Genomic DNA, 25629 nt, shown 5'->3' on the forward strand with positions numbered 1-25629 from the left:
AAATATTATTAGAATAAACAAGAGAAATAACCACTATTGATTATTTCTCTTTTCATATACATATTTATTTTTGGAAAAATAATCTAACCCCAAATACTAATAATACTGCGCCCGTAATACCCTCTATTGTACGGTTCACTCGTTCTTTTCTTAAAAAAGTTCTTAATTGACGTATTAGCGTGATATAAAGCAAATACCATATTGCGGTCAAAGTCGTAAATGTGAGTCCTAACCAAAGAAATTGGAAGAACTGGCTTTGATTATTCACAATAAATTGTGGGAGAAAGCTTAGGAAAAATACAGCCGTTTTTGGGTTTAAGATTGCCGTTGTAAATCCTTGTCTAAAACTTTTAATCGTCCCAATATCCTTAGCGTTCATTTCCAACGAAACTTGCATATCTTCTTTTTTAGAAAAAGCACTTTTAATTGACTTTACAGCTAAGTAAATTAAATACAAAGCCCCAGCATATTTAATAAATATAAATAACATAGAAAATTTCATTAGAATGGCCGAGAGTCCTAACGTAGCCATTATTGTATGAATTATCATTCCAGATATCGTGCCTAAGACAGTCTTTATTCCACCATTTGTGCCATACGAGATGGTGTTTTTTGTAACTAGTGCGAAACCAGGACCAGGCATTATTATAATTAGCATTGCTGTAAGGATAAACAATAAATGATTTTCCATGTTATGGCATTCCCTTTCCAAATTTTAGTTTTGCTTATAGTATAGCTTTTTTCATTAAAACATTACATATAAAAAGCTTGATCAGAAGTTTATTTATGTTATTAGTATCAATTTGGCTAAACATTACCCTAAATCCCCATTGATAAAACACATAGTTAACTTATATATCAAATTACAAGTTCAACTCTCACAAAAAAACAGGATAAAAAAATAAACAGCAGAACTAGTCCACTGTTTACTTCGCTACGCCTTCATGTAATTTTTCTGTATAATCTTTTACGTCTTTCCAGCTATCTTTTGCTGTATGTAAATCCTCTTTTATAAACGTAAATTCTTCTGGGCTAATTCCTTTTACGTTTTGTAGTAAATTATTATACTTTGCCCCTACTGTATACCATTGATTTGATATGTTTTGCAGTGCTGTAATTGCTGCATCAATCGTTTCAGTCATATTTGTTGTTTTATTTTTTACATCTGTCAAAATTGCGACTTCTGCTTGCGCTCCAGAAATTCTATCTTTTAAATTAGCGATTTCTCGTTCTGCATTTGCAATATCTTTTTTCGCAACGGCAATCATAGGTCCGCCAGCAAGACATGTTATTAACGCTACGCAAAGTACACCACCAGCAATGACCATATCATTACTCTTTTTGATTGAATCATTATATGTATTAATTTGTTGCTCTAGAGCGGGGATTCCAGCATTCGTACTTGCCAAAATCGAGGTTAGTTGATTTGTATCCTCTTTAAAGCTATTTGTATCTTTCGCCATTCTATCACGAAAGGCTTTCAAATCTGCTAATAATACATCTACCTCATTTTGATTCTTTACAATATCCGCATACAATTTTTCTAAATCCACTTTCAACTTTACGCTATCTTTTTGATCAATCGCAATTAGCATGCTATTATAATATGCTTGAAAAGTATTATTGTAATTAATAATATTTTGATCCGTTTTCATAATTTGCGGCTTCATACGATCTAACCAATACGCCGCGTTAATTTTTGCATCTCGTTGGTGCTGCATCATGTTTCCTTTAAACTCACTATTAATCGAACTTATTTTGCTTAAATCCGTTTCTTGCTGATTTTGGATTAACTTTGCATATGAGTCCATTGCGAATATGCTCGATGTTGTTTGTGCCATTACATCTTGGAATCCTGCTGGACCAAGAGAATAATCTTTCGCATTTTCTTGTAGTACTTTTACATTTTGTTCTGCTGCAAAAGTATGTAAAGGAAATGCGTTACTCGTTGCCACCCCAGCAATCATTAACGTTAAAAGACATTTTTTATAAAATCGTTTCTGCATACTTTTCACCTATTTTCTTTATAAGGGTATAAAAAGCTCCTGCTCACAACTGAACAGGAGCTTCAAATCATTCATCAACACTTAACGCTCTAACGATTCGTATTCGATTATGCTTTTTTCGTATCTACTACTTTAATATCTTCAGCATAAATCTTTTCTGCATAGTCTTTAATGTTTTTCCAGCTATCTTTCGCAATGTTTAAATCTTCTTTAATGAAAACAAGGTCGTTTGGACTAATTGAATCTACATTTTGAAGTAGAGAATTGTATTTTGATCCCATTGTGTACCATTGATTTGAAATATTTTGCAACGCTGTAATTGCAGTATCAATTGTATTTGTTAAATACTCCGTTTGTGTTTTAATGTTTGTTAATCCTGCTACCTCTAATTGAGCAGTTGTAATTTGTCCAGTTATTTTTTGAATTTCAGCTTGTGCATTATCAAGCTCTTTCTTCGCTAATACGATTCCAGCTGTACCACCGCCTACAGCCGCTGCGCCCCCTGCAATTAATGCGACTCCTAGTGGCGTTCCTGCACCTGTAGCAATAACTACTGCACCACCGATAATTGCAATTGGCCCTAGAGCTGTCGCAACTGATGAACCGATAATAATTGCATTATATTTACTAATTGCTTCATTGTACGTTGTAATTTGATTTTGCAGAAGTGGGATTCCAGCGTCTTGACTAGCTAAAATAGATGTAATTTGATTTGCATCACCCTTGAAGTTTTGCGTATCCGACGTCATTTTATTTCGGAATTTCTTCAAGTCTTCTACTAACTGATCTACTTGCGCTTTATTTTCATTAATACTACTTGATAATCTAGTTAACCCTTTCGTAAGTGTCGCTTTATCTTTTGCATCAACCGCAGCAACTAAAGTATCATAATAGTTTTGGAATTTCGTATTATAGTTAATGATATTTTGATTCGTTGAAATAAGCTGTGGCTTTAATACATCTAACCATTGCTTCGCATTTCCTCTAGCTGTATCCTGATGCTGAATCACTTTTCCTTTTAAAGCAGCATCAACAGTCGATACATTTCCAAAGTTAACATTACCTTGTTTAATGATTGTTAAAGCGTACAGATCCATTACTAAAGCGTTTGAACCTGTTCTTTCCATTGCATCTTTTAAGCCTTCTGGTCCTAATGAGTATTCTTCATAGTCATTATAAGCTTTTGCTACAGCATGAACTGGAGCTTGTTTCACTGTACTTTCAGCTGCATACGTATGGGCCGGCATAATATTCCCTGCTGCAAATACTGCCATAAGTGCTGATAGAGCCATTACTTTATAAGGTTTTTTTGTCATTTTTCTTCTCTCCCTATATCGCTAATTTTTTTCTATTTAATGTACTTCAACGTTTGTAACATAATCTTCAAATTGATTTGTTTGTTTATTCATTTCATCACTTACTTTTTTAATTTGATTGAAATGTTTTTGAAGTAAACTACTGTCTGTATACATACCCTCTTCAACATTCTTTTGAACTTGAATCATATTATTGTTTAAAACTTTCCAATCCGTTAATAACGTTTCTAATGTTGTAATTTGACGATCAATTAATTCTGTAAAGCTACTTACTTGATCTTCTACGAATGTAATTTGAGTCGCTTCTGCTTCAGTTTGTGATAATTTTTGAATAAGTGGTAATAACTCTTTTTGCTTTTGCTGAATGCGAAGAGCTGCTTCTCTCGTTTGACTATCTGCAGCATTTACAATTTCATTACTTAAAGTACCGATAGAAACAAAATCGATTGTTTTCGTCTGCGCAGTTTGATTTGTAATTGTAAACACTTGTTTACCGATATTAATAGAACCTTTAATAATTTCTTGAGGTCTATTCAAAATAGTCGTTAATTCTGCTTGAATTTCTCCTTGAATTCTTTTAATATCTTCTCTTAATTTCACAATATCTCCACTTGATCCTTGTAGTGTTTTTATTGCTTCATCAGCTTTAATTGATAAGTTGCTACTATCTTTATCTAATACCGTTTTGAATCGATTTAACTCTAATAAATCTTGCTCCATACTTTCTTGGATGCTTTGTACTTGCAATTGTAATTTTCCATATGCATTTGTAAAATCTGCTTTTGCTTGTTCATCCTCATTTACGTTCCCTGCTAGTTCATAGAGCTTACTATAATAGCTATTAAATCTAGTACTATACCTCATCATCTCTTGATTTAAGTCGATTAACTTCGGATTATATTCATCAATCCACTCTCTTACATTTGCCTTTGCAAATTTTTGATGATTCGTCAAACTACTCATCGCGTTTACCTTAATGTCTGGCTGTTGTAAAATAACTAATCCATATGCTTGTATAAGTGGTGATTGTGATCCTAACATTCTAATTGAATTCGATAATGTATTTGGAGCAATTACATTTTGTGCATATACTGTTTTCACTTCTGTTTGCCCCTCCTTAGCGTAAGCGCTTACAGGAATAAAACAACTCGTAGATACTGCTGTAACCAATAACCCTGTAATTAAAGTCTTTTTCACTTTAACTCCTCCTATGTATTAGCAACTATTACTATCGCATTTTATTATTCTATTTTCTTACACATAATTTGAGATGGTTAAAATAGAGAACGTTCTCATCGCGATCCATGTACGAACCACCTCTCCAAAATTTTATTGCTACAGTACTTACTTATTGTTATAAAACTTTTCATATATACTTAGTATGAATAACATTGCATAAATTTTCTATTTTATCTTATTTTCCACATTCATACAGTGAATATATTACATAAAAATATTATTCATCTTAAACTAAATAACGTACGTAAATATGAAATTCCATTTTGTTTTCATGTAAGTTTTGTACTGTAAGGTCATTTAAACACAGCTATTTATATAACGTAAAGAAGTATTTTCATTCCCTTTATTTTCAAGCCTTCATGTCTTTATTTCAAAATATAATCCACTTCACTTTTTCAATTGAAATATCCATATATCACAACAAAAATCTCTACTTTCTCCAAGACGCAAAAATTATATTAATATATTTTTATAACCCATATGCAATTATGCATAGCGTATACACAAAAAGGATAGCTTCACTTACGTAAAGCTATCCTTAAAAGACCTTCTTACTTTTTCAAATGATATGGAACTGTCGTAATAACAACATTTCTTTTATAAAGTAAATACGCACGAATAAGTAAACTAGATTGATTATGAAGAATGTTATGCCAACCTTTTTTCGGAATGAACTGTGGTATAACGACAGTAACTCGGTAATTTGATTCACTCGCTTTATATTGTACTGTATCAATAAACTTTGTTAGCGGTTGAATAATACTTCTATAATGAGAATGTAATGTAACAAGCCTTACTTCAGGTTGCCACTTCTTCCATTTCTCTTCAAATTTCTTTTCCTCTTCTCTGTCAAAAGCAACATATACAGCGATAACTTGATCTGCAGAAAGAGACTTCGCATAGTTTAATGAATTTTCTACTACATGCGTCATACCAGCTACTGGAACGACAATTACATTTCCTTCAATCGGTACAATCCGTTCACAAGTTTTTAAACTTAGTTGGTCTCCTACTGCATCATAATGCTTCTTAATTCGGTGGAACAAGAAGATAATAACAGGTAAGAAAATAAGGATTGACCAAACTTGTGCGAACTTAGTTAAAAAGAACATACTCATTACGATAAAACTAATGACTGCACCAATTAAATTGACCGTTAATCTCAAAGCCCATCCTTCAGGTTTTTCACGAAGCCATTTTAATACCATACCCGTTTGAGAAAGTGTAAATGGAATAAATACACCTACTGCGTATAATGGAATTAAATGCTCTGTTTGCCCTTGGAAAGCTACAATTAAAATAATCGATGCAATTCCAAGTATAATAATTCCGTTTGAGTAACCTAGGCGGTCTCCTCTAATCGTAAACATTCTCGGTATAAACTTATCTTTTGCAAGGTTTACTGCTAATAACGGAAACGCAGAATATCCTGTGTTAGCAGCAAGAATTAATATTAAAGCCGTTGTACCTTGTATAAAATAGTACATGAAATTACGTCCAAATGTTTGTTCAGCAATTTGTGAAACAACTGTTACTTCTTTACTTGGAGAAATTCCGTAATAATAAGCTAAGAACACAATTCCTGAAAATAAAACTGCAAGTAATGCACCCATTGCAAGCAATGTTTTCGCTGCATTGTTAGGTGCAGGATCTTTAAAATTTGGAATTGCATTAGATATCGCCTCAACACCTGTTAAAGCAGAGCTTCCTGAAGCAAATGCTCTTAACAGTAAAAACAAACTAATTCCCGCAACCGGCGTTCCAATCGGCGTGTGTAGAGCCTGCGAAACGTGACCCGTTAAAATATTATATATCCCTACACCAATTAATATAAATAGTGCTAAAACGAATAAATAAACAGGATATGCTAAAACAGAAGCTGATTCTGTTACGCCTCTTAAATTTAAGATGGTAATACATATAACAAATATAATCGCAATGATTACATTATGTGCATGTAAACTAGGAAAAGCTGATGTGAGTGCGTCTGTACCTGCAGACACACTTACTGCAACAGTTAAAATATAATCGACTAATAAAGATCCTCCAGCAATTAACCCTGGATTCATCCCTAAATTTTCTTTTGATACAACATACGCGCCCCCGCCATGCGGATAAGCAAAAATAATTTGACGATAAGATAAAATAAGGGCTGTCAATAATACTAATACCCCAATAGCTATCGGAATGGAATACCAATATGCTATCGCTCCAACGCCTGCTAATGCAATTAAAATTTGCTCTGGACCGTAAGCAACCGATGATAAAGCGTCAGAAGATAAGATTGCTAGTGCCTTCGTTTTATTAAGCTTTTGTTCTCCTAACTCAGTTGATTTTAACGGTCTTCCAATTAAAAATCTTTTAATAGATGAAACCAATGCTGTCCACTCTCCAATAATTTTGTACGAACTTTTCTGCTAGTTACAGCGGATAAACTATTTCTTCAGAAAACAAAAAATGTCTACAAGCCATAACGAAATAGACTTGTAGACATTATTTTTTTGTCGCACAAGCTCCACCTTCCTTCTCAATATAACGCTTACGAGGTTAGCTGTCGGATTCGGGCCTATGAGTAGCCCTACCTTTTTCAAGGATTCACCCCATTGGATTAAGAACTAATCCATAAGAACGGGTCCCCCGCACCATGCGGTTTCAGCGATTTAGAAAATTGAAACTGTGGATTATAATACTCCTTTATTTTCAAAATGTAAACAAAAATTTTGAAAAAGAAAAAATTAAAATGATTGCGCATAATCCTCTGGTAAATATACATAATGAATACTAAAAAATCGATAAAGGAGCCCCATATGTCTAAAGAAAAGAAACCTATTTTTTCCGATTCCTATTTAGATGCATTAGCAAATGAAATTAATCAATTATATTGGAAACGTGATAAAGAAATAAATACGACAGAAAGAACAAAAAGAAACGAATAATTTGTCATAAAAAAGAAAGCAATACACTTATATATTGCTTTCTTTTTTATTTTTTCATACATCCAATTCTATTGCAGATCTGTTCAAGGTCATTTCTTCATACACTTTCAAATTTTGATATACCGCTCCTAATAATGGTGCTTCTATAGAAAATTGTTTTGCTACATCTAGTAAGTATCCTTGCAAGTGCTCGCCTTCAATAGACGAATCTTTTTCCATATCACGTTGCATCGATGACTTCATATTATACGAAATTTTATCAATTGTTTTCATATGTTCTTGGACAATATTATCTTTAATTGGAACTCCTATACATCTCATAATTTGCATACATTCTTCAAATAAGTTTCGGATAAAATCGCGTCCACCTTTGCTTTCACGGATTGGTCCTATTGGTGCCCGCATTAATGTTGTCACACCTGACATTACAGTGATGAATAAATATTTATGCCACATATCTTGCATAATATTTTCACTTAATACAAAACTAGATTTCGTACCTGTAAATGCTTTAGAAATATGCTGTATTCTCTCTGAATTTTGAGGCTTCATTTCTCCAAATACAAGTCTGTTTGCAGCACTCGTTTGTACAATTTCTCCTTGATCGTTGAGCGTTGTCTCGATAAAGCATAAACCGCCAATTACTTTTTCTTCGCCGAACTCCTTTTGTAATAGTGATACATGGGCAATACCATTTAACAGTGGAATGATGATTGTATTTTCGCCTACAAACGGCTTCAAATCTTGCATTGCCTCGTTTAAGTGATACGCTTTTGTTGAAAATAAAATGACATCAAATGGAGAAGTTCGATCTTCTTTCGTTATTAATTTAGGTTGGAAGGAAAAATCACCATTAACACTACGAATAACAAGCCCCTTTTCCTCTAATTGCTGTTTTCTTTTACTGCGAACAAGAAACGTAACATCTTCCCCTTTTTCGACTAATCGGCCACCAAAAAATCCTCCGACGCCACCAGCTCCTAATACTAAAATACGCATAAAACATCCCCCTTTTCAAAATACAATTTTATAACTTTTCGTATACATAACATTATACATGTCCCCTACTAAATAAGCTGAATTTTCATACTTAACCAAGTGTAAAACAGTGGTTATTTTCAAATAAATTTGGGCATGTTGTTTTTATAGCATATATGGAAAGGAAACAATGTAAATGGAGGCAATACAAACAATCGAGGAAAAGGATGTAACAACAGCTATATTTCAATTTATATTCCCGTTTTCTTTTAAAACTGGATATGAACAAAATATGTTCCCCTTCTTACAGAAAAATGACTTTCGCCCTTTTCGACTCGATCATCTTGAAAATGAAAATACATACTATGGAAAGTTTCAAGTTTCACATCAGAATATGGAAGCATATTATCTTTCATTTACAAATAAAATACTCTTTCCTCACTCAGAACATCAAAAAGGATTGCAGCGCTATTCTAAAGACCTTAACTTAACTGGACATTTAACAACAAATCTTATTTCCGTTCCATTTAAGATTCATTCTATTGACGTGACACTTTGTCCTTATGAGCTTGGCTTCTTAACAATTCGGACGGAAGTAGAAACCGCTCCAAACATGACATTATCAGAAGCAATTGAATTCGCCGCCCGCTTCCGTGTACTTGAAACTAAAAATGATACAAACGAAACGATTTGTATTGAGTGTAATGAAAAAAAGTACTCCCAAGTGGAGCGATTCATTTTTGGTTATTTATTTCATGGTGTAACAGATTTCTTTGAGAAAAAGAGATTAAGAAGCTCTTACTTTCAAACCTTTCCTTTCTTTGAAGACCAAAGAATGTATGTACAAACTTTATTATCTATAAAAGAAAATTTGGAACTGAATGAAGTGGATGTTTATCGTACTTCCAGTCTTTCCGGATTAACAAGTGAGGGTAAGCCATATGTGAGTGCAAATAACCTTCCTTACATTCATGATTATTTAAAACAACACGCTTACCAAAGATGGGCTCCAAATCGCTACTTTATTATGGAAGAACACATTTTTACATGTATAACAAATGAAGGTGAGCAAGCAATCACTAAACTTGCAAGTCAAATGTATGGGGAGTTTTATTACGCTTTGTTATTAAATCTATTTCATAAAGTTGTTTTATTAAAAATGGCAAACGCTTATGCGGAGTTAAATATTGAACAAGATACAAATGAAATAGAACAATTAATTTATTCAATCAATTCGTTTACGGCGAATTACTTTTCTTTAGAGTTAGTATCTCAATCACAGAGTGAAGATATTTTCTTTCGATTAAGAAAGCTTTTTAACATTGAAGTACTATACTCGAATGCAAAACAAAATCTTGATAGTTTGTTTAAATATCAAGAAAATGTCGCTTCAAAAAAAGATAGCCTTTTACTATTAATTTTAACGCTCTACTCTGTAGTAGGCCAAATGTTAGGTTTTACTATGATTGATTTGTTAAGAAACACCGATTCAAACAAAATATCGTCGCCACTTGAATTTTTCGCGCTTTTAATAGCGATTAGCGGCATCGTCATTTCATTTATTTTAGGTGCACAAAGTTTATACCAATGGGGCTTACAACATAAACGAAGAAAAGCGTGGGTAAAACAAACTGTACTTTCTGCTGTGAGAGAGAAAGATGATAAGAAGTAAAGAAGGTTATTCTCAAATTTTAAATACGTGGTACACGTTTTAGTAAACGAAATTTTTATCGGCGATTTTTCAAATATATCGGCGCAACTCAAAATATATCAGCGATTTTTCAAATATATCGACTTACCGACAAAAACTGACAAAAAACACACATAAAAAAGTACTCCAAATTTTAGTTTGGAGTACTTTTTTACACTATTATAGCTTACTTCCCTGCTTCGATTTTCTCTAATGCAGCAGCTACTTGTTCTTCCGTTAATTCATGTTGTATTACGTAGCGGTTACGTGGGCTTACACGACATTCGTGAGAACATGCACGTAAATATTTCGCTTCGTTTTCTTCAGAACATAAAATTTTCTTGTTACATTCTGGATTTGCACAGTTTACATAGCGCTCACAAGGTTCACCTGTAAAGTGGTCTTTACCAACGATAACATGTTCTTTTTGGTTTACTGGTACAGCGATACGCTCATCGAACACGTAACATTGTCCATCCCAAAGCTCACCTTGTACTTCTGGGTCTTTTCCGTACGTTACAATACCGCCGTGAAGCTGACTTACATCTTCATAACCTTCACGAACTAACCAACCAGAAAACTTCTCACAACGAATTCCACCTGTACAATAAGTTAAAATCTTTTTGCCTTCTAGTACTTCTTTATTTTCACGAATCCAATCTGGTAATTCACGGAATGATTCGATATCAGGTTTAATCGCACCTTTAAAGTGACCTAAATCAAACTCATAATCATTTCGTGCATCAATGATAACTGTATCTTCTTGTTTCATTGCTTCATAAAAATCTTTTGGCTCTAAATACTTTCCAGTTATTTCGTGTGGGTTAATGTCATCTTCTAGACGAAGTGTAACTAACTCTGGACGAGGACGCACGTGCATTTTCTTGAATGCATGACCATCCGCTTCATCTATTTTAAATACGATACCGTCAAAACGTGGATCGTTGTTCATTGCTTCCATGTATTTCTCTGTTTGCTCTACAGTACCAGAACAAGTTCCGTTAATACCTTCTTTTGCTACAAGGATTCTTCCTTTTAACTCAAGTGAATTACAAAATTCTAAATGCTCTGCCGCGAATTCTTCTGGGTTTTCAATTGTTGTGTACATGTAATATAGTAATACTCTGTATGGTTTTGTAGTTGCCAATGTATTTCTACCACCTATCTAATTTTTAAAATCATGTATAAGTTAACGTTCATATCAAAACATATATAATAAGAAAATGAATCCCATTTCCTTCTCTTTATACTATTTTCTATCAGTTAACAAAAATAAAAAACAAGATTACACACCAAAACACTGTGGTTATGTTGTAATCCCAATATATTATATATCATACAAATGCAATTCCATCAATTAATATGCTGTATTATCGGCTTTATGTTCACATAAATTTCAAAAACAGCCCTTTAATTCATTATGTTTCCCCGCCTCATCACACCATAAACTCCCAATTTTTAATAACACCACACCATTCATTGTATAAAGGCATATAATTTGCTCTAAGGAAACATTTGTGTTCAAATAAAAATATAACATAGTACATTTAAATGTATTGAAATAAAGAATAAGAATACTTACAATAATTTCATCAAGTTAACATTTCAAAGGGGAAAACTACTATGAATAAAGATATATCAAAAGATGAACATGTCCCTTCTCAAAGTACAACTGTTCAATCAGCGCATTTAGCATTAAGCGGACAAACGAAAGGCTTAAAAAGACTATTACCATTCTTAGGTCCTGCTTTCATCGCTTCAGTCGCTTATATTGATCCTGGCAATTTCGCGACAAATATTGCCGCTGGATCACAATATGGATATTTATTACTTTGGGTAATTCTCGCTTCTAATTTAATGGCTGTATTAATCCAAACTTTATCAGCTAAATTAGGAATCGCGACAGGCAGAAACCTTCCTGAAATAGCTCGAGAGAACTTTCCAAAACCTGTTTCCATCGGCTTATGGATACAAGGTGAACTCGTTATTATGGCTACTGATTTAGCTGAATTTATCGGGGCAGCACTCGGATTGTATTTATTATTTGGAATTCCGATGCTACCTGCCGCTTTAATTACAGCAGTCGGATCATTTATTATTCTTGAGTTTCAACGCAGAGGATTTCGTCCATTAGAAGCTATCATAACAGGAATGATTTTCATCGTTGTTATCGCTTTTGGTGTACAAGTCTTTTATGCAAAACCGGAATTAAGTCCTCTACTTTCAGGGCTCTTCATTCCAAAATTCCAAGGTGTAGACAGTATATTACTTGCAGCAGGAATTTTAGGTGCGACAGTTATGCCACACGCAATCTATTTACATTCCGCCTTAACGCAGCGCCGCGTAGTCGGAACAAATGATGAACAAAAGAAAAAGATTTTCCGCTTCGAGTTTATTGATATTATTATTGCAATGGTTATCGCTGGAGCAATCAACGCAAGTATGTTAATAGTAGCAGCTGCACTATTCTTTAAAAACGGCTTGCATGTCGAAGATCTTGATGTTGCTTTTAACCATTTCAGTACTTTAGTCGGTCCAGTATCAGCTGCTTTATTTGGAATTGGGCTCTTATCAGCAGGACTATCTAGCTCTTCTGTCGGTACAATGTCAGGTGATATTATTATGCAAGGTTTCATTCGAATGCATATTCCGTTATACTTACGCCGCTTTATTACAATGATTCCACCATTAATAATTATCGCTTTAGGTGTAAATCCAACTTACGCACTAGTCATGAGTCAAGTCGTCTTATCATTCGGTATTGCCTTTGCGTTAGTACCCCTTATTATGTTTACAAGTAGTAAAAAAATTATGGGTGCGCTCGTTAATCACCGCATAACGACCTTTATCGCTTGGATCATTGCTGCACTTGTTATCATTTTAAATATTTTCTTACTGTATCAAACTTTTGTAGGGTAATAAGAAAAGGTATTCCAATAAAACTGGAATACCTTTTTCATTACCACTTATGTATGTACCTCTTTCCGGCATTATCACATCTTTTTCAGTTCGAAAGTACAGTGGTAATCCTTCCGAAAGAAATATGCTCACCTTGGATGGATCCTGTCTTTGATGATGAATATGTAAATGCGGCTCACTTGAACTTCCGGAGTTACCGACTTGGGCAAGAACCTCTCCTTCATTTACATGTTGGCCTTCCCTCACTTTAATTGATCCTTTCTTTAAATGGGCCAGAACCATAAATGTCCCTGATTCATCTAGTCGTAAATAAATATGATTCCCCGCCATTGACTGAAAATCATCCTCTCCTGGAACTACATCTTTTTCATCATTATTGATAGATACAACTGTTCCAGAAGCTGGTGCCATTACTTCCGCTCCATATATTCCATAACCCTCTAACTTACTACTTTTCACTTCAGCAGGCGGAATAAGAATATCATATGCCCAGCGTTCATTTGGTTTTATAACATGATAGTTCGTTTCTAATCGATCACCACCCCATCCCACTAATGCTCGTTCATTCAAAGGAAAGCGAACTACTGCTTTAGGATTCATAGAATGTACATCTGCTGGATAAGCAAGTCCTCCTATGTTAGCAAACCACCCTAAAGGCCAAGCTCCAATTATAGAGAAAAGAACTATGAAGAGTAATATTCTATCTATTCGTTTTCTAAAAATGCCTTTCCACACAAATAGTAATAATGCCCCAATCAAAATAAAGATTGCTACTAAGCTAAAGGTTTGTATACTCCACCAAAAAATGACTGATATAACACCTTTAGCTAAATAAACTACACTCCAACTTATAATTAAAAACGCAACTAAAATTACTAATACATATTTCTTCCACATATTGTACCCTCACTCTCATATCTTTGTTCTACATGATACGAAGTGAATATTACGACATATAAAAGAAATACTTACGACCTTCTTACAATTCTTTATAATGCGGTAAAAAGGTGGTGAAAACAGTTTCTTTCTCGTTACTACGCACAGTGATATCCCCTTTATGAAGCTCTGCTATACTTCTCGCAATTGCAAGTCCCATTCCTTTTCCACCCGTATGAAAGCTACGTGATTTTTCACCACGATAAAACTTCTCAAAAACGTAAGGAAGGTTCTCATTCCGAATACATTGTCCAAAATTTTTAATTTCTATTTCAACATTCATGTCTCTTTTAGAAATTTGAACCAAAATCTGTTTTCCGTCTTTCCCGTACATAATACTATTACTAATTACATTTTCGAACAGCCTCACCATAAGCGCTACATCCATTTCCACATGTAACTCCTTATCACCATTAATACAAAAGCTCATATCAGCATCATCTAGTTGTGGTACAAAATCAATCATGATTTGTTCAATGAACGCTTTCATATTTACTACACTTTTATGTAATTCAATCTCTCTATAATTTATTTGACAATATTCTAATAAATCATCTACTTGATTTTTTAATTCATAACTTTTTCGCTTTAATATACTTACATACTGTTCACATTCTTCTCTATTTGAATGAAGCTGATTTCCTAACAGGTCCGCGTAACCGATTAGAGATGTTACAGGTGTTCGTAAGTCATGAGAAATATTGCTAATCATTTCATTTTTCGTTTCCTGTGATTTTTTTTCATTTTCGATAGACTCTTTTAAACTTTTAGCCATTCTATTAACATTCGCTGCTAATTCACCAATCTCGTCATTTTTTGAAATAGGTATATGTATTTCCAAATTACCACTACTTATTTGCTTCACACTCTTGTTAATTTCAGATAATCTTTTCATCATTGTTTTTGTCATGAATGCAAAGTATATTGTAGTAAAAGTTAAAAAAGCTATTACATATAAAAATGAATATTTTTCCTCTAATCCGGTAACTTGACTATATATATTTCCAACTACAATTTGAAACGCTATTATACTTACAGTTGCTAACATAATACTACATATGAATGCGATAAAAAACTTAGCTCTAATGCCTTGTAATGATTTAATCTTCAATTTTATATCCGACTCCCCAAACATTTTGAATAAACTTCGGCTCTTTTGGATTCTCTTCAATTTTATTTCTTAATCTTGCAATATGAACCATTACTGTATTATTACTTTCATAGGCCCTTTCTTTCCAAACGCTCTCATATATTTCTTCAATAGTAAATACACGATTTTTTGCAGCTGCCATTAAGTACAAAATATCATATTCAGTTCTCGTAAGATTGATTGTTTCTCCATATAACATTACAGTTCTAGACACTTCATCTATTTCTAAACCTCTAATGTTTATTTTCTTTTCTATTTCTTGGGCAGCATGTTGATTGAAATATGTATACCTTCTTAATTGAGCTTTCACTCTCGCTATAAATTCAATTGTACTGAACGGCTTCACAATATAATCATCTGCTCCCGTACTAAATCCAACAACTTTATCTACATCCGATGATTTGGCGCTTAAAAATATAATTGGTAAACTATGTTTCTCTCTAATCCGTCTACACAATTCTATCCCATCCATTTGTGGCATCATAATATCCAAAATAGCAAGTTGAATGCTATTATTATTTATAATTTCTAAAGCCTCTTCTCCGTTATGAGCACTAAAAACTTTAAAACCTTCTTGCATTAAATTCACGTTCATAAATCGAACAATATCTTGATCATCATCTACAATTAAAATTGAATTTTTCTCCATATACAAACCTCTTTTTGAAATATATTCCACAATCAATTTTATCATAAATTAAAGCCATACTTCCCTCTTGAATAATCTTTATTTTCAGACTAGATTATATAATAACAACACATTCTAGTTTCAAAAGAAATGGAGTGAAAGCATGTTTCCTATATTGAAAACCGACCGACTCATTCTACGAGAACTTACCGAAGAAGATGCACCAAGTATACTAAAATGCTTTTCTAATACTGACGTACTGCGCTATTATGGCCAAAAACCATTACAGGATATTGATCAAGTGAAACAAATCATTCATAACTTTAAGTTGAGTTACAATGCAAGAAGCGGTATAAAATGGGGAATCGAATTAAAAAACAAGAAAGAACTCATTGGAACAATTGGTTTTCACGATTGGTCTTCTGAGCATAAACGGGCCAATTTAAGTTATGCCTTTTTACCTAAACACTGGGGAAAAGGATATGCAACTGAAGCTGTTTCTGAAGTTATATCATACGGTTTCCATACCATTCATTTAAAGCGTATTGGGGCAATTGTATTTCTTGAAAATGAAGCTTCTAATAAAGTGCTATTAAAATTAGGTTTTGAAAAAGAAGGAGTTCTAAAAAATTATATGTATCAAGATGACATTCCCTATGATACGAATTTTTATTCTTTATTAAAATCGGTTTAATAGAATTCATGTGTAAAAAACTTGTTTCAATACAGCAGATATAGGTAGTGAATTTTTAATGAAGGATGCGAAGTACTCTCCATTATAAAACATTAAAGAAGGGCTATGAGTAAGCTTTTACTCATGTCCCTTTTTTTATGTTCTTTTTCTGTTTCCGCAATGCTTTTGGTACGTATACGCAGAAAGGCTCACTTTCCATATAATCCCCCGTCATTGCATATGCTCTAGAACGAGATCCCCCACAAACATATCGAAACTCACAAACACCACACTTTCCCTTATACTTGTCAGGATTACGAAGATTTTGAAAAACAGGGGAGTTTCGATAGATTTCAGCTAGCGAATTTGTTCTAATATTCCCGGTTTTAATCGGCAATAACCCACTTGGATATACATCTCCAATATGAGAAATAAATACAAAACCGTTTCCATCATTCACCCCTTTTGGAGCACGCCCAAGCCCATTAACTCGCCCCGTCATCCCATTCATCAATACATCCTGATATTGAATGACCTGTTTTTCCTTTTTATGTTCTTTCATTTTTTCTTGGATCACAACACGTCTATAGTGCTGACCAGCTGTTGTTTTAATATCAAAAGAAACCTTTTTACTAAGTTGATATAGCCAACGGAATACCCTTTCATGTTGAGCTGGTGAAATCATATCTTTTTCCTTGCCTCGCCCTATTGGAACTAAGAAAAATATACTCCAGAGTACACATTCTAATTCTTCTATTAACACTGCCATCTCTTCAAGTACATCCACATTATAATTAGAAACAACAGTATTAATTTGAATAGGAATTTTTAATTCATGCAAATAACGAATCGCATTCATCGTTAATTGAAATGACCCTTCTGTCCCTCTAAAATGATCGTGTATTTCAGCTGTTGGTCCATCTAAACTAAATGCCCATCTAGCAAGTCCTACTTCTTTTGCTTTTTGAATCTTTTCTTTCGTAACGTTCGGGGTGGCACTTGGTGTCATAGATACTCGAACACCTTTTTTCACTGCATATTCCGCAATATCATATACATCTGGACGCATTAATGGATCTCCACCAGTAAATACAAGCATTGGATTTTCCATTTCATATATATCATCAATTAGTTTCTTTCCTTCTTCAAATGTTAGCTCTAGAGGATGACGATGATACTGTGCTTCTGCACGACAATGCAGACATTTTAATTGACATACTCTTGTCAACTCCCATATTACAATAAATGGATTATTATTAAAATCAAGATTCATCAATATTAACCCTCCCATCAATTGATATTCTAATTGTAAAGTTATATATGTATTTATGGTGTGAGATGTATCACAAATCATTCTCTTCCTACCCTACTGTTGATCTAATGTTTCTACCTTCCTCTTCACCAATTACAGAATCTCTTTTTTTAATATAAATACCCCTTTAGACTAAATTATCTAAAGGGGTATTTATATTAACATCTCTGCTTTCTTCAACTCATCAAATTTAAATTAAGTTTTTTAAAATAGTATTTTTAAAGTCTTTCAACATCATTACCTCTTTTCTAAAACCATAAAGAACGTACTATCTGGTAGCGCAACAGCATTCCCAGACTCATCTGTAAACTCGATTTTCTCGCTAAGATGGTTTGTATATCCATCCTGCAAATAGTTCATAGCTTGAACGATATTTACTTTATCTCCAAAGATACCCTTTACGAAGTCCTTATAGTCGTTTGGCGTAAAAATTCCAAACTGCTCCTGCACTTCATGAACAAAGGAATCCTCGCCCCAAGTATACGTATATAAGAACTCCATTGCATCATTAACAGGCATTTTGACTGTATTGTCTGCAAGTACCTCATACTGGATTATACGCCCCTTAAATTCTTGGACATACTGCTCTAAGAACTTCATTCCGCCTGCATCTTTAAAACGAATCACCCGCATTAACCTTTTATCTTCGGTCATGATGCCATCACGAATGATAATACGGCCTCCTGGCTTTAACACCTCATAAGCAGTCTGCAGCCCCTTTTTAATTACTTCATGATTAAATTTCCTACCTTCATACTCGATATAAGAGAACAGCTCATGAAGGATAGAAGAATATACAATCGTATCAACCGATTCTTTTTCAAATGAGCTGCTTAAATTGATTGCATCCCCTTTAATGACGTTCCAAGAACGCCCCTCGTTCTGCTTCTTCTTTTTCAACGTATCAATCACGTTTTCGGAAATATCGATACCGTAGATTCGTTTATCCTCGGTCTCTTCTTCAATCATGTCTAGCATGACACCACCACCGGCTCCGACATCTACAATCGTATCTCCCTTTATATAATCAAGAATAATTCGTTTATCATCAGCCGAGCTATTCATATGCTCCAAATACACTTCTTCGTTATGGAATCTATCATATGCATCCTTTCGTAACCCGAAGAAATCAAACAGCAGCACATTTGCCCGAGCATGCATCATATCTATCTTTTCTGCCTCTACACAGAAGGTAATTAACGCCTCACCTACAGCAGAAAACCGAAACGACACATACGCAGTCTTCATATCTTCATCGACTTTAACCTGAAAAGAAACATGCGTTGTATTTGGCTTCTCGTTCTCACGGTACTCCCGTAAATACTTCTCAATAACTCGCTTACGATACACATTGTCCTTTTTTTCACCTTTGAAATCATAATGTAGCTGCTGCATCAATTTCTCGAAATGTATATGCTGAACTTTTCTAGTGCCTATCTCATTCTTTAACATAACAAAAACTGTCCAAATATCCTCAAAGCTAAGAGCATGCATAGACGGTTCTACATACCACAAATCCTTATCAGATAAGAATGTTTGAACGTCACTCTTCTCGCTCCCCATAATTATATCTTTTTCAAATGCTGACTCCTTATGTTTTGGCGTGAGTCTATGTATACGAGAAGTAAATGGCTCCATATAACCATCAAACAGACCATCAATTGTAATCTTCACATCGTTCTTCACTTCACTCCACAAAGCTTTTGATACGCCCTCAATAATGCATTGGTTAAGATAGTATAGAATCTCCTTTAACCTAACGTCTCCGTATTCTTCTTTATATGTGTTAATTAAATCAACATGAGAGTCCAAACGAGCCTCCCCGCGTATATACTGCCCGATTAATCCATGTGTTCTAATTAAATCTTGAATAAACAAATATTCAGTAGAGTTTAAGTTTGTCTCTACACGTTCAATAAACTGAATATCACTAAAGATATCAGCAGAACCCTCGTTATGTACCAATAGATTAATCCCTTTTTTCTTCCATTGCTCCCGCTGTTTTAAAGATCCTACCTTTGCAAGCTCACTATACGTTAGTACCTTTTCAATAATACGATATGCTTCTTCATCTAAAGACAGTCCATCTAACACTTGCAGCGTACGGTGTACATAGTACAACACTGCATCTGTTTTTAATGCACCAAGTACTTGTACATTCTCATAGTTTTGATGTATCTCCTCTGCCTCAATTAGATGCTTTAACCACGTAGGGATTGCAACAGAAATCCCTTCAATGTATGTATTTAGAACTTCAATGCTTTTCAACTTATTTTCCCCCATATATAATCAATATCTGTAGTAAGGTCTAAGACATCTTCTCCAAAAAGAACATCACCTTATGTCCCTCCCCCTAAATACTACTACTTGCTTTTTACCATCTACATCTCTTTCGAATAAAAATGTATCAAACCCAGTCTTTTTATTATGTAAAAGAGAGTTATAAATTCCGTTACTACCATGCCAAAGTTGTAACATATTTTTTGTTCATCTCTTATTTTAACTTCATGAGGAATTTCGAAAGATCACCTCTTAAATTAATAAACATATGTTGTAACAAAATCAACTGAAAATGGAAACGGCAAGCGGGTGCATTCCACTTGCCGTTTTTTCATAGCTTAGTATGTATTTGAATTTCTTTCGCTTTCTCTTTTTCACCCTTCACCCGTACAATTAAATCATATGATCCGGATTTTGGAGCTTCAAAAGAAAGCAAACCTTCTTTTTGAGAAGTGATTTCTTCTTCATAAATAACCTTATCATCTTTTGTAACTTGTAATAAAATCGTACCTTCTTCAACAGCTGCTTCATAAGGGATTTCCACATTTCCTTTTTCAGCTTTAAGCGTTTGTACATCGTAATACCCTTGCAGAGAACCAATTTTTAAAGTCGTTTCGCCATTTTTTTGAACCTTTGTAACTTGTGTTGCTGTATTGCACGCGCTTAACAATACAACAAGAGTGAGAATCATAAATAAACGTAATGATTTCATAGAAATTCCCCTTTTTATGTATATGTGAATTAAGATCCATTCTTTAACTATTTCAAAAACACCAACACCTAAAAAGAATCACTGTTTTTCTTCAATTTCTTTTTTAAATAATTTTTGAAACTCTAATTCTGTTTCATTAATAAAACCAAGATGTAACACACTAGAGATATCTTCATGATTCAAAAAGAAATTGTACTCTGAAGAAATATTACCATGAGGGAAATAACAACATACATAATCCCATGTTGTTTTTGTTTCAGAATCCATCTGTCTTCTTCCATAAACCATTAATGGATGTTCCCAATCTTTAAACATTACAACAGAACCTATTGGAAGTAATTCTAACTCTAAATTTTGTCCCATCTTATTTCCCACCTCTTAAAATAGCTTTTTTTACAATAAAATACATAATAGAGAATAGTAAACAAGCTCCAATTGTACCGAAAGTTGCAATTGAAATTTTCCCTGCTAATGATTCATTTGGATCTAATGCATTAGGTAAAACTGTCCCAAAAATTGCAATGCAAGCTAATATAACCATAAAATATTTTAAATTTTTCACTTTCTTATTCATACTAATTTTCCCCTTTATTCCTTAACATTAACTTCTAAACCAAATCACGGATATCCCCAAATTAATATCCCTCCAAGTATTATACATACCCATTAATTCATATAGAAAAAGCCCTGTTCCAATCGAACACTTAAGCTCTCATCCTTTTTATAATACTCAAATAATTACAAACAAACTTCTCTATCAATTCATCTTAATACTCCAAATTACCTTTTAAGTATACCAAGGACAAAATATATAATCTAATATTTTTTATATATAATTAAAAACAAACATAGTTACAAAAAGAAAATGCTTGTATGCTGATCTGTACTACATTCCCTTATTCCTTGTATGCTATATTTCTATTCTTTTTTTTACTTAAACAAACTGCTCAATATTATTTGTTGCAACTTCTTATGAATGTGTAACTACAATTTTGCACTTCCCTTCTTTATATGCTAGGAACACTACCAAAGGATTTCCCTGCTCCTCTGTAAAAAACCTTACTTTTAAAAAGTAAGGTTTTTTGTATTTATTCATTAGCGATATAAGCATTCTTATAAGTATAAACACCACCAAATTGATGCTTTTCAATTCCCTTTACGTAATCCTTTTGTACATATGCTGAACCAATATGATACAGCGGCGCTACAGCTGCATCTTCTAATAATACCTGCTCAGCTTCTAGCAATGCTTCCCATCGTTTCTCTGGTTTTAGTACAAAATCAGTTTTCGCTTTCTTTATTAATTCATCATAACGAGAATTAGAGTAATTCATTTTATTATTCGGATTACCTGTCGTAAATAATTCTAAATAACTAATTGGGTCTTTATAGTCAGGTCCCCAATTTGCCATAGTTATATCGTAATCACCTGTTTGTTCTAACTGTAATTTTTGCTTAAATGGCTGTTGTTTAATTTGTATCGTTAGTCCTTGTAAATTCTTTTCTAAATCACCTTTTATATATTCTGCCATACGTTTTGCATTATCTTGTTCAAATGTTAATAACTCGAGGTTTACTTGTTCTACCCCAAGCTCTTTTTTCGCTTCTTTCCAAATCTTTTTCGCATTTTGCAAATCATATGAAGAAAGATTTCCGTTTTCTTTTCTAAAATCTTTACCAGTCTCTTCATTTATATGACCAGCTGGTACTAATCCACTGGCAGGTCTTGCTCCGTTATTAATAAAGTGAGCAACGAAGTCCTCTTTATTTAACGCTAATGAAATAGATTGACGTACCTTTTTATTTGCTAATGCATTATTTTTTTCATTAAAACGTAGCATAGCAATTCCAGAATCACTCGACATATGTAATTCCTTATTCCCTTTATACTTGTCTACAAATTGAGAATTAATAGGTACCCTATCCAAATTACCAGCTTCGTATAAATTAACAGCTGTCATTGTGTCTTTTACAATATGAAAGTTTATTTCGTCTAACTTCACTTTCTTTTCATCCCAATATATATCATTTTTCTTTAATTGAAACTCTTGTTCATGCTTCCAGTTCTCTAATACAAATGGACCGTTATATAAGAGATTACTAGGTTCCAATGCATAGTTCTTTCCTTGTTCTTTCAAAAATGATTCATGCTGTGGTAGGTATATAGGTAGTGCTAACAACTGTAAAAAATAAGGAATTGGCTGTTCTAGTTCCACCTCTAACTTATAATCGTTTATAACCGTAACCCCAAGTTCATCAAGAGACATCGTCCCCTTATTAATCTCTTTCGCATTTTTCACATAAAAGAGCATGGACGCATATTGAGACGCTGTTTCAGGAGCAATTGCACGTTTCCACGCAAACATAAAATCATGAGCTGTCACATTGTCACCATTTGACCATTTTGCATCTTTACGCAAATCAAATGTATATTTTTTACCATCTTCACTTCTTTTAAACGATTTTGCTACCGCTGGAATAGGCTGATCTTGATCATCTAATACATACAACCCTTCAAATATGTTTTGCATAACGTGCGCTGACGTACCATCCATCGTTTTCGCGGTATCAAGAGAAGGAATCTCTTCTGATACTGTTACATTTAATACTTGTTTTTTTGACTCTGCATCACTTTTATTTTCCTTATTATTACAAGCTGTTAATAATAAAGATATAACAAGTGCCATTACCATTAAATGGCTCTTTTTCCACTTCATAAGTTGTTCTCCTTAAAAATATAATATTATAAAACGTTATATATTATAGCAGAAATACTACCAGAAAGATGCGACATTCTTTTGAATATTTATTCGTTCAAGAAAAAAGCTTTCTTTTTTAAAAGGGTACGGACTATCTTGGAATATTTTTGATTTTTAACAAAAAACACATATAAAATAATAAGGTGAATTTTTTGGTTATAAACCCCAAATATCCAACTGACAATCCATCTTTAATTTTAATTACTCGTGTATCTTCTCACAACGTATTTACAGCATGTGAAAATAATCATGATCCTGAAGAAGATGAAAAAAGAAGGAAACGCAAAAGATTTCAGAGAGTTATTCACTCCTGAAGCGAAGAAAATCGTTGCTTTTGTGGGCGGAAATGCAAACCTAATGAAATCAGTTAGCAAGGATCTTAAAAGCTATAAAATCCGAAAAGTCGAAGAGAAAAATGAAATTGCTACAGTAACTGTCGATGCTGTATATAAAGATAATCCTAAAAAGGTAATCGTAATTGAATTAGAGAAAACGGATGATGGTTGGAAAATTAGTAAATCATAAAAAAACGGTCTAGAATTCTAGGCCGTTTTTTTGCTTCCTCAATCTTCTTCTTCAAAATCACGTAGACTAGCAAGCAATTCTGTAAATGTTGAGCAAACAGGATATATTGCTTCCTCTATGTCTTCTTCCTCATGATCCCAGAATACGATTGATGGTGAATCACTCGTATTTCGATAATCGAAGCATAAAAGATTACCGAATGGATCTCTAGCAAAAGGATAAATTTTATCAGGTAATCTATCTTTCGTATTATTATATGTTTCTAGAATGGAATATTTTTTATTAGAATCTAGGGTTAAAAGATTATTGAGTGAATTTTCATCTTGATTTGGAATATTAAAAGTATCTGGCGTAGGATATCCACCATCATATTTTTGTACACACTCTATAAAATCATTAGGAAATTTAATATTAAAGTATTGTTCTAATTGTTTAATTTGGTTATTTGTTATTTTGTTCTCATTTGCATTGATCCATGTAATGTGACTCATGACTAAGTACCTCCCTATTTATCGCTATCTTTTCCCCAAATCTTATATCCACCTGTATGACCGGTATCATGATGAGTCTGATAATCTACAAGTTGCATTCTCCCAGCATCTTGATGATGATGCCATGTATAATGCTCTGGCGTTTTACCTATTTTAAATAATTGAATTTCTTCCTCTGTGAATTTTAAAGCTAATTCATGATTTTCCATTATTTGTTCATATAATGCCTTACTACACTTTCTAGACTGTGTTGTTCTAGACTTTTTGAAATCTGCCTCTTTTAATAGTACCTCACCTTTTGATTCAAAAATAGGAAATCCGTCAGCATCGTATGGAATTCCTGTAACTGGGTGCTTGTCTCCTGCTAAGTCTCCTTTTCGCAAACGAATTGTTTTTGGACCATTCGCGCCTTCATAAGTATACGTAGCTGCTTTCTGTAAATATTGTTGTGTACTACCGACTCCCGCATATGAAAGATGATTTCCAGCTTTGAATTCATAATTGTTTAATATATGTAATGCATTTCTATATGCCGGAGAATTAATTACAAGTGATTTTCCTTTAGTAAAACCTGTAATAGCAGCTACCTTCCCAACTTGTCCTGCTTTACTAAGACCCTTATCCCCCAGAAGCCCGAGCCCTAACGTTGCTATACCATAAGCTACATAATGCTCTCTACTTTCCAGATCCCCATTCCAAAATTTATTCATAAATGTATCTGATACGGTGTTCCATGCAGCAGGAATAGTCTCCCTATAGTTTACAATTGCATCTCGCATATTAAGCCAAGTTTCTTTATCACCTAAGGATATCAGTCCTTCCCACGCATCCACTGCACCATCTACAAACCCATTAGAAATACCAGTCCACGCAGCATTTAAATCTTTTTTATTGAAAAATGACTCTTCTGATTTTGAAGGGAGTTTTCCGCACATGGCTCCTTCCTGAATATCAGAGTCAACTAAATTTCCGCCATACAATTCATCTGCTTCTCGGAATTTAACAGCTGCAATTCCTCATTAAAAATTTGGGGCTGTTTTTATTTTATAAATTTCAATAGTTTTCTATTTTCATTCCCG

Annotated in this window: 21 protein-coding genes, 2 pseudogenes and 1 riboswitch; of the genes and pseudogenes, 5 read left to right on the plus strand and 18 right to left on the minus strand. The window is 33.6% G+C overall.

Going from position 1 to position 25629, the window contains the following annotated elements:
- Window positions 1-64: 64 nt before the first annotated feature.
- The 5 genes from ACVWY7_RS08235 to ACVWY7_RS08255 form a co-directional block, all read right to left on the minus strand.
- Window positions 65-691 (minus strand): LysE family translocator, encoded by a 627-nt coding sequence (locus tag ACVWY7_RS08235; protein ID WP_000427452.1) that lies wholly within the window; start codon window positions 689-691, stop codon window positions 65-67.
- A gap of 235 nt (window positions 692-926) precedes the next feature.
- Window positions 927-2006 (minus strand): non-hemolytic enterotoxin NHE subunit C, encoded by a 1080-nt coding sequence (nheC, locus tag ACVWY7_RS08240; RefSeq protein ID WP_073522865.1) that lies wholly within the window; start codon window positions 2004-2006, stop codon window positions 927-929.
- A 107-nt stretch (window positions 2007-2113) separates the two neighbouring features.
- On the minus strand, window positions 2114-3322 hold the full coding sequence (gene nheB, locus ACVWY7_RS08245) for a non-hemolytic enterotoxin NHE subunit B (RefSeq protein ID WP_000162975.1): 1209 nt from the start codon (window positions 3320-3322) through the stop codon (window positions 2114-2116).
- Between the two features lie 36 nt (window positions 3323-3358).
- The gene (gene nheA / locus ACVWY7_RS08250; RefSeq protein ID WP_000751853.1) at window positions 3359-4519 is read right to left on the minus strand and encodes a non-hemolytic enterotoxin NHE subunit A; all 1161 of its coding nucleotides are present in this window, start codon (window positions 4517-4519) and stop codon (window positions 3359-3361) included.
- Between the two features lie 593 nt (window positions 4520-5112).
- Window positions 5113-6939 carry an APC family permease gene (locus tag ACVWY7_RS08255; protein WP_000254876.1) on the minus strand — a complete coding sequence of 609 codons (1827 nt, stop codon included), beginning with the start codon at window positions 6937-6939 and terminating at the stop codon, window positions 5113-5115.
- Between the two features lie 143 nt (window positions 6940-7082).
- A riboswitch (cyclic di-AMP (ydaO/yuaA leader) is annotated at window positions 7083-7229 on the minus strand.
- A 139-nt stretch (window positions 7230-7368) separates the two neighbouring features.
- Here ACVWY7_RS08255 and ACVWY7_RS08260 point away from each other — a divergent pair.
- Window positions 7369-7497 carry a hypothetical protein gene (locus ACVWY7_RS08260; protein ID WP_456523741.1) on the plus strand — a complete coding sequence of 43 codons (129 nt, stop codon included), beginning with the start codon at window positions 7369-7371 and terminating at the stop codon, window positions 7495-7497.
- A gap of 54 nt (window positions 7498-7551) precedes the next feature.
- Here the strand turns inward: ACVWY7_RS08260 and panE are convergent, their stop codons facing one another.
- Entirely contained in the window at window positions 7552-8496 is a 945-nt protein-coding gene (gene panE / locus ACVWY7_RS08265) for a 2-dehydropantoate 2-reductase (protein WP_456523742.1), read from the minus strand.
- 175 nt (window positions 8497-8671) lie between these two features.
- Here panE and ACVWY7_RS08270 point away from each other — a divergent pair, with 175 nt between their 5' ends.
- Window positions 8672-10147, plus strand: coding sequence for a hypothetical protein (locus ACVWY7_RS08270; protein WP_456523743.1), 1476 nt, complete (start codon window positions 8672-8674; stop codon window positions 10145-10147).
- 205 nt (window positions 10148-10352) lie between these two features.
- On the opposite strand, the gene trhO is transcribed toward ACVWY7_RS08270, so the two are convergent.
- Window positions 10353-11312, minus strand: coding sequence for an oxygen-dependent tRNA uridine(34) hydroxylase TrhO (gene trhO, locus ACVWY7_RS08275; protein WP_000246229.1), 960 nt, complete (start codon window positions 11310-11312; stop codon window positions 10353-10355).
- Window positions 11313-11788: 476 nt separating this feature from the next.
- Here trhO and ACVWY7_RS08280 point away from each other — a divergent pair, with 476 nt between their 5' ends.
- Window positions 11789-13084, plus strand: coding sequence for an Nramp family divalent metal transporter (locus ACVWY7_RS08280; protein WP_105989787.1), 1296 nt, complete (start codon window positions 11789-11791; stop codon window positions 13082-13084).
- Here ACVWY7_RS08280 and ACVWY7_RS08285 read toward each other — a convergent pair.
- The 3 genes from ACVWY7_RS08285 to ACVWY7_RS08295 all read right to left on the minus strand — a co-directional run bounded on the left by ACVWY7_RS08285 (window position 13058) and on the right by ACVWY7_RS08295 (window position 15819).
- Entirely contained in the window at window positions 13058-13981 is a 924-nt protein-coding gene (locus tag ACVWY7_RS08285) for a M23 family metallopeptidase (protein WP_105989788.1), read from the minus strand. The genes ACVWY7_RS08280 and ACVWY7_RS08285 overlap by 27 nt on opposite strands.
- Window positions 13982-14063: 82 nt before the next feature.
- Entirely contained in the window at window positions 14064-15131 is a 1068-nt protein-coding gene (locus ACVWY7_RS08290; protein ID WP_142395578.1) for a sensor histidine kinase, read from the minus strand.
- Complete coding sequence (locus ACVWY7_RS08295) at window positions 15121-15819, minus strand: response regulator transcription factor (protein WP_073522848.1); 699 nt, start codon at window positions 15817-15819, stop codon at window positions 15121-15123. Before ACVWY7_RS08295 ends, ACVWY7_RS08290 begins: the two co-directional genes overlap by 11 nt.
- Before the next feature lie 142 nt (window positions 15820-15961).
- Here ACVWY7_RS08295 and ACVWY7_RS08300 point away from each other — a divergent pair, with 142 nt between their 5' ends.
- A complete protein-coding gene (locus ACVWY7_RS08300) occupies window positions 15962-16492 on the plus strand; it encodes a GNAT family N-acetyltransferase (protein WP_000483980.1) in 531 nt (176 codons plus the stop codon).
- 121 nt (window positions 16493-16613) lie between these two features.
- Here the strand turns inward: ACVWY7_RS08300 and ACVWY7_RS08305 are convergent, their stop codons facing one another.
- The 6 genes from ACVWY7_RS08305 to ACVWY7_RS08330 form a co-directional block, all read right to left on the minus strand.
- Window positions 16614-17744 carry a TIGR04053 family radical SAM/SPASM domain-containing protein gene (locus ACVWY7_RS08305; protein ID WP_105989790.1) on the minus strand — a complete coding sequence of 377 codons (1131 nt, stop codon included), beginning with the start codon at window positions 17742-17744 and terminating at the stop codon, window positions 16614-16616.
- 276 nt (window positions 17745-18020) lie between these two features.
- The gene (locus tag ACVWY7_RS08310) at window positions 18021-20051 is read right to left on the minus strand and encodes a class I SAM-dependent methyltransferase (protein ID WP_000835413.1); all 2031 of its coding nucleotides are present in this window, start codon (window positions 20049-20051) and stop codon (window positions 18021-18023) included.
- 343 nt (window positions 20052-20394) lie between these two features.
- Window positions 20395-20775, minus strand: coding sequence for a BA_1872 family lipoprotein (locus ACVWY7_RS08315; protein ID WP_000838921.1), 381 nt, complete (start codon window positions 20773-20775; stop codon window positions 20395-20397).
- Window positions 20776-20853: 78 nt separating this feature from the next.
- Entirely contained in the window at window positions 20854-21138 is a 285-nt protein-coding gene (locus ACVWY7_RS08320; protein ID WP_000531359.1) for a DUF4176 domain-containing protein, read from the minus strand.
- A 1-nt stretch (window position 21139) separates the two neighbouring features.
- The gene (locus tag ACVWY7_RS08325) at window positions 21140-21349 is read right to left on the minus strand and encodes a hypothetical protein (protein WP_001036919.1); all 210 of its coding nucleotides are present in this window, start codon (window positions 21347-21349) and stop codon (window positions 21140-21142) included.
- Between the two features lie 514 nt (window positions 21350-21863).
- Window positions 21864-23492 (minus strand): peptide ABC transporter substrate-binding protein, encoded by a 1629-nt coding sequence (locus tag ACVWY7_RS08330; RefSeq protein ID WP_000871404.1) that lies wholly within the window; start codon window positions 23490-23492, stop codon window positions 21864-21866.
- Between the two features lie 236 nt (window positions 23493-23728).
- Here ACVWY7_RS08330 and ACVWY7_RS08335 point away from each other — a divergent pair.
- Window positions 23729-24059, plus strand: a pseudogene (locus ACVWY7_RS08335) (DUF4878 domain-containing protein).
- Window positions 24060-24097: 38 nt separating this feature from the next.
- Here the strand turns inward: ACVWY7_RS08335 and ACVWY7_RS08340 are convergent.
- Together ACVWY7_RS08340 and ACVWY7_RS08345 are read right to left on the minus strand one after the other, a co-directional pair.
- On the minus strand, window positions 24098-24550 hold the full coding sequence (locus tag ACVWY7_RS08340) for an SMI1/KNR4 family protein (protein ID WP_000018397.1): 453 nt from the start codon (window positions 24548-24550) through the stop codon (window positions 24098-24100).
- Window positions 24551-24564: 14 nt separating this feature from the next.
- A pseudogene (locus ACVWY7_RS08345) lies at window positions 24565-25560 on the minus strand (HNH endonuclease); the annotation flags it as partial.
- Window positions 25561-25629 lie beyond the last annotated feature (69 nt).

The organism is Bacillus sp. TE9106W, assembly GCF_054062215.1.

Excerpts from the sequence above, each read along its gene's own strand:
- ACVWY7_RS08295 (WP_073522848.1), bottom strand. The coding sequence starts at position 15,819 with ATGGAGAAAAATTCAATTTTAATTGTAGATGATGATCAAGATATTGTT.
- ACVWY7_RS08315 (WP_000838921.1), bottom strand. The coding sequence starts at position 20,775 with ATGAAATCATTACGTTTATTTATGATTCTCACTCTTGTTGTATTGTTA.
- ACVWY7_RS08300 (WP_000483980.1), top strand. The coding sequence starts at position 15,962 with ATGTTTCCTATATTGAAAACCGACCGACTCATTCTACGAGAACTTACC.
- ACVWY7_RS08280 (WP_105989787.1), top strand. The coding sequence starts at position 11,789 with ATGAATAAAGATATATCAAAAGATGAACATGTCCCTTCTCAAAGTACA.
- ACVWY7_RS08325 (WP_001036919.1), bottom strand. The coding sequence starts at position 21,349 with ATGAATAAGAAAGTGAAAAATTTAAAATATTTTATGGTTATATTAGCT.
- ACVWY7_RS08285 (WP_105989788.1), bottom strand. The coding sequence starts at position 13,981 with ATGTGGAAGAAATATGTATTAGTAATTTTAGTTGCGTTTTTAATTATA.
- ACVWY7_RS08320 (WP_000531359.1), bottom strand. The coding sequence starts at position 21,138 with ATGGGACAAAATTTAGAGTTAGAATTACTTCCAATAGGTTCTGTTGTA.
- ACVWY7_RS08305 (WP_105989790.1), bottom strand. The coding sequence starts at position 17,744 with ATGAATCTTGATTTTAATAATAATCCATTTATTGTAATATGGGAGTTG.
- ACVWY7_RS08235 (WP_000427452.1), bottom strand. The coding sequence starts at position 691 with ATGGAAAATCATTTATTGTTTATCCTTACAGCAATGCTAATTATAATA.
- ACVWY7_RS08340 (WP_000018397.1), bottom strand. The coding sequence starts at position 24,550 with ATGAGTCACATTACATGGATCAATGCAAATGAGAACAAAATAACAAAT.
- nheB (WP_000162975.1), bottom strand. The coding sequence starts at position 3,322 with ATGACAAAAAAACCTTATAAAGTAATGGCTCTATCAGCACTTATGGCA.
- ACVWY7_RS08330 (WP_000871404.1), bottom strand. The coding sequence starts at position 23,492 with ATGAAGTGGAAAAAGAGCCATTTAATGGTAATGGCACTTGTTATATCT.
- ACVWY7_RS08260 (WP_456523741.1), top strand. The coding sequence starts at position 7,369 with ATGTCTAAAGAAAAGAAACCTATTTTTTCCGATTCCTATTTAGATGCA.
- nheC (WP_073522865.1), bottom strand. The coding sequence starts at position 2,006 with ATGCAGAAACGATTTTATAAAAAATGTCTTTTAACGTTAATGATTGCT.
- panE (WP_456523742.1), bottom strand. The coding sequence starts at position 8,496 with ATGCGTATTTTAGTATTAGGAGCTGGTGGCGTCGGAGGATTTTTTGGT.
- ACVWY7_RS08270 (WP_456523743.1), top strand. The coding sequence starts at position 8,672 with ATGGAGGCAATACAAACAATCGAGGAAAAGGATGTAACAACAGCTATA.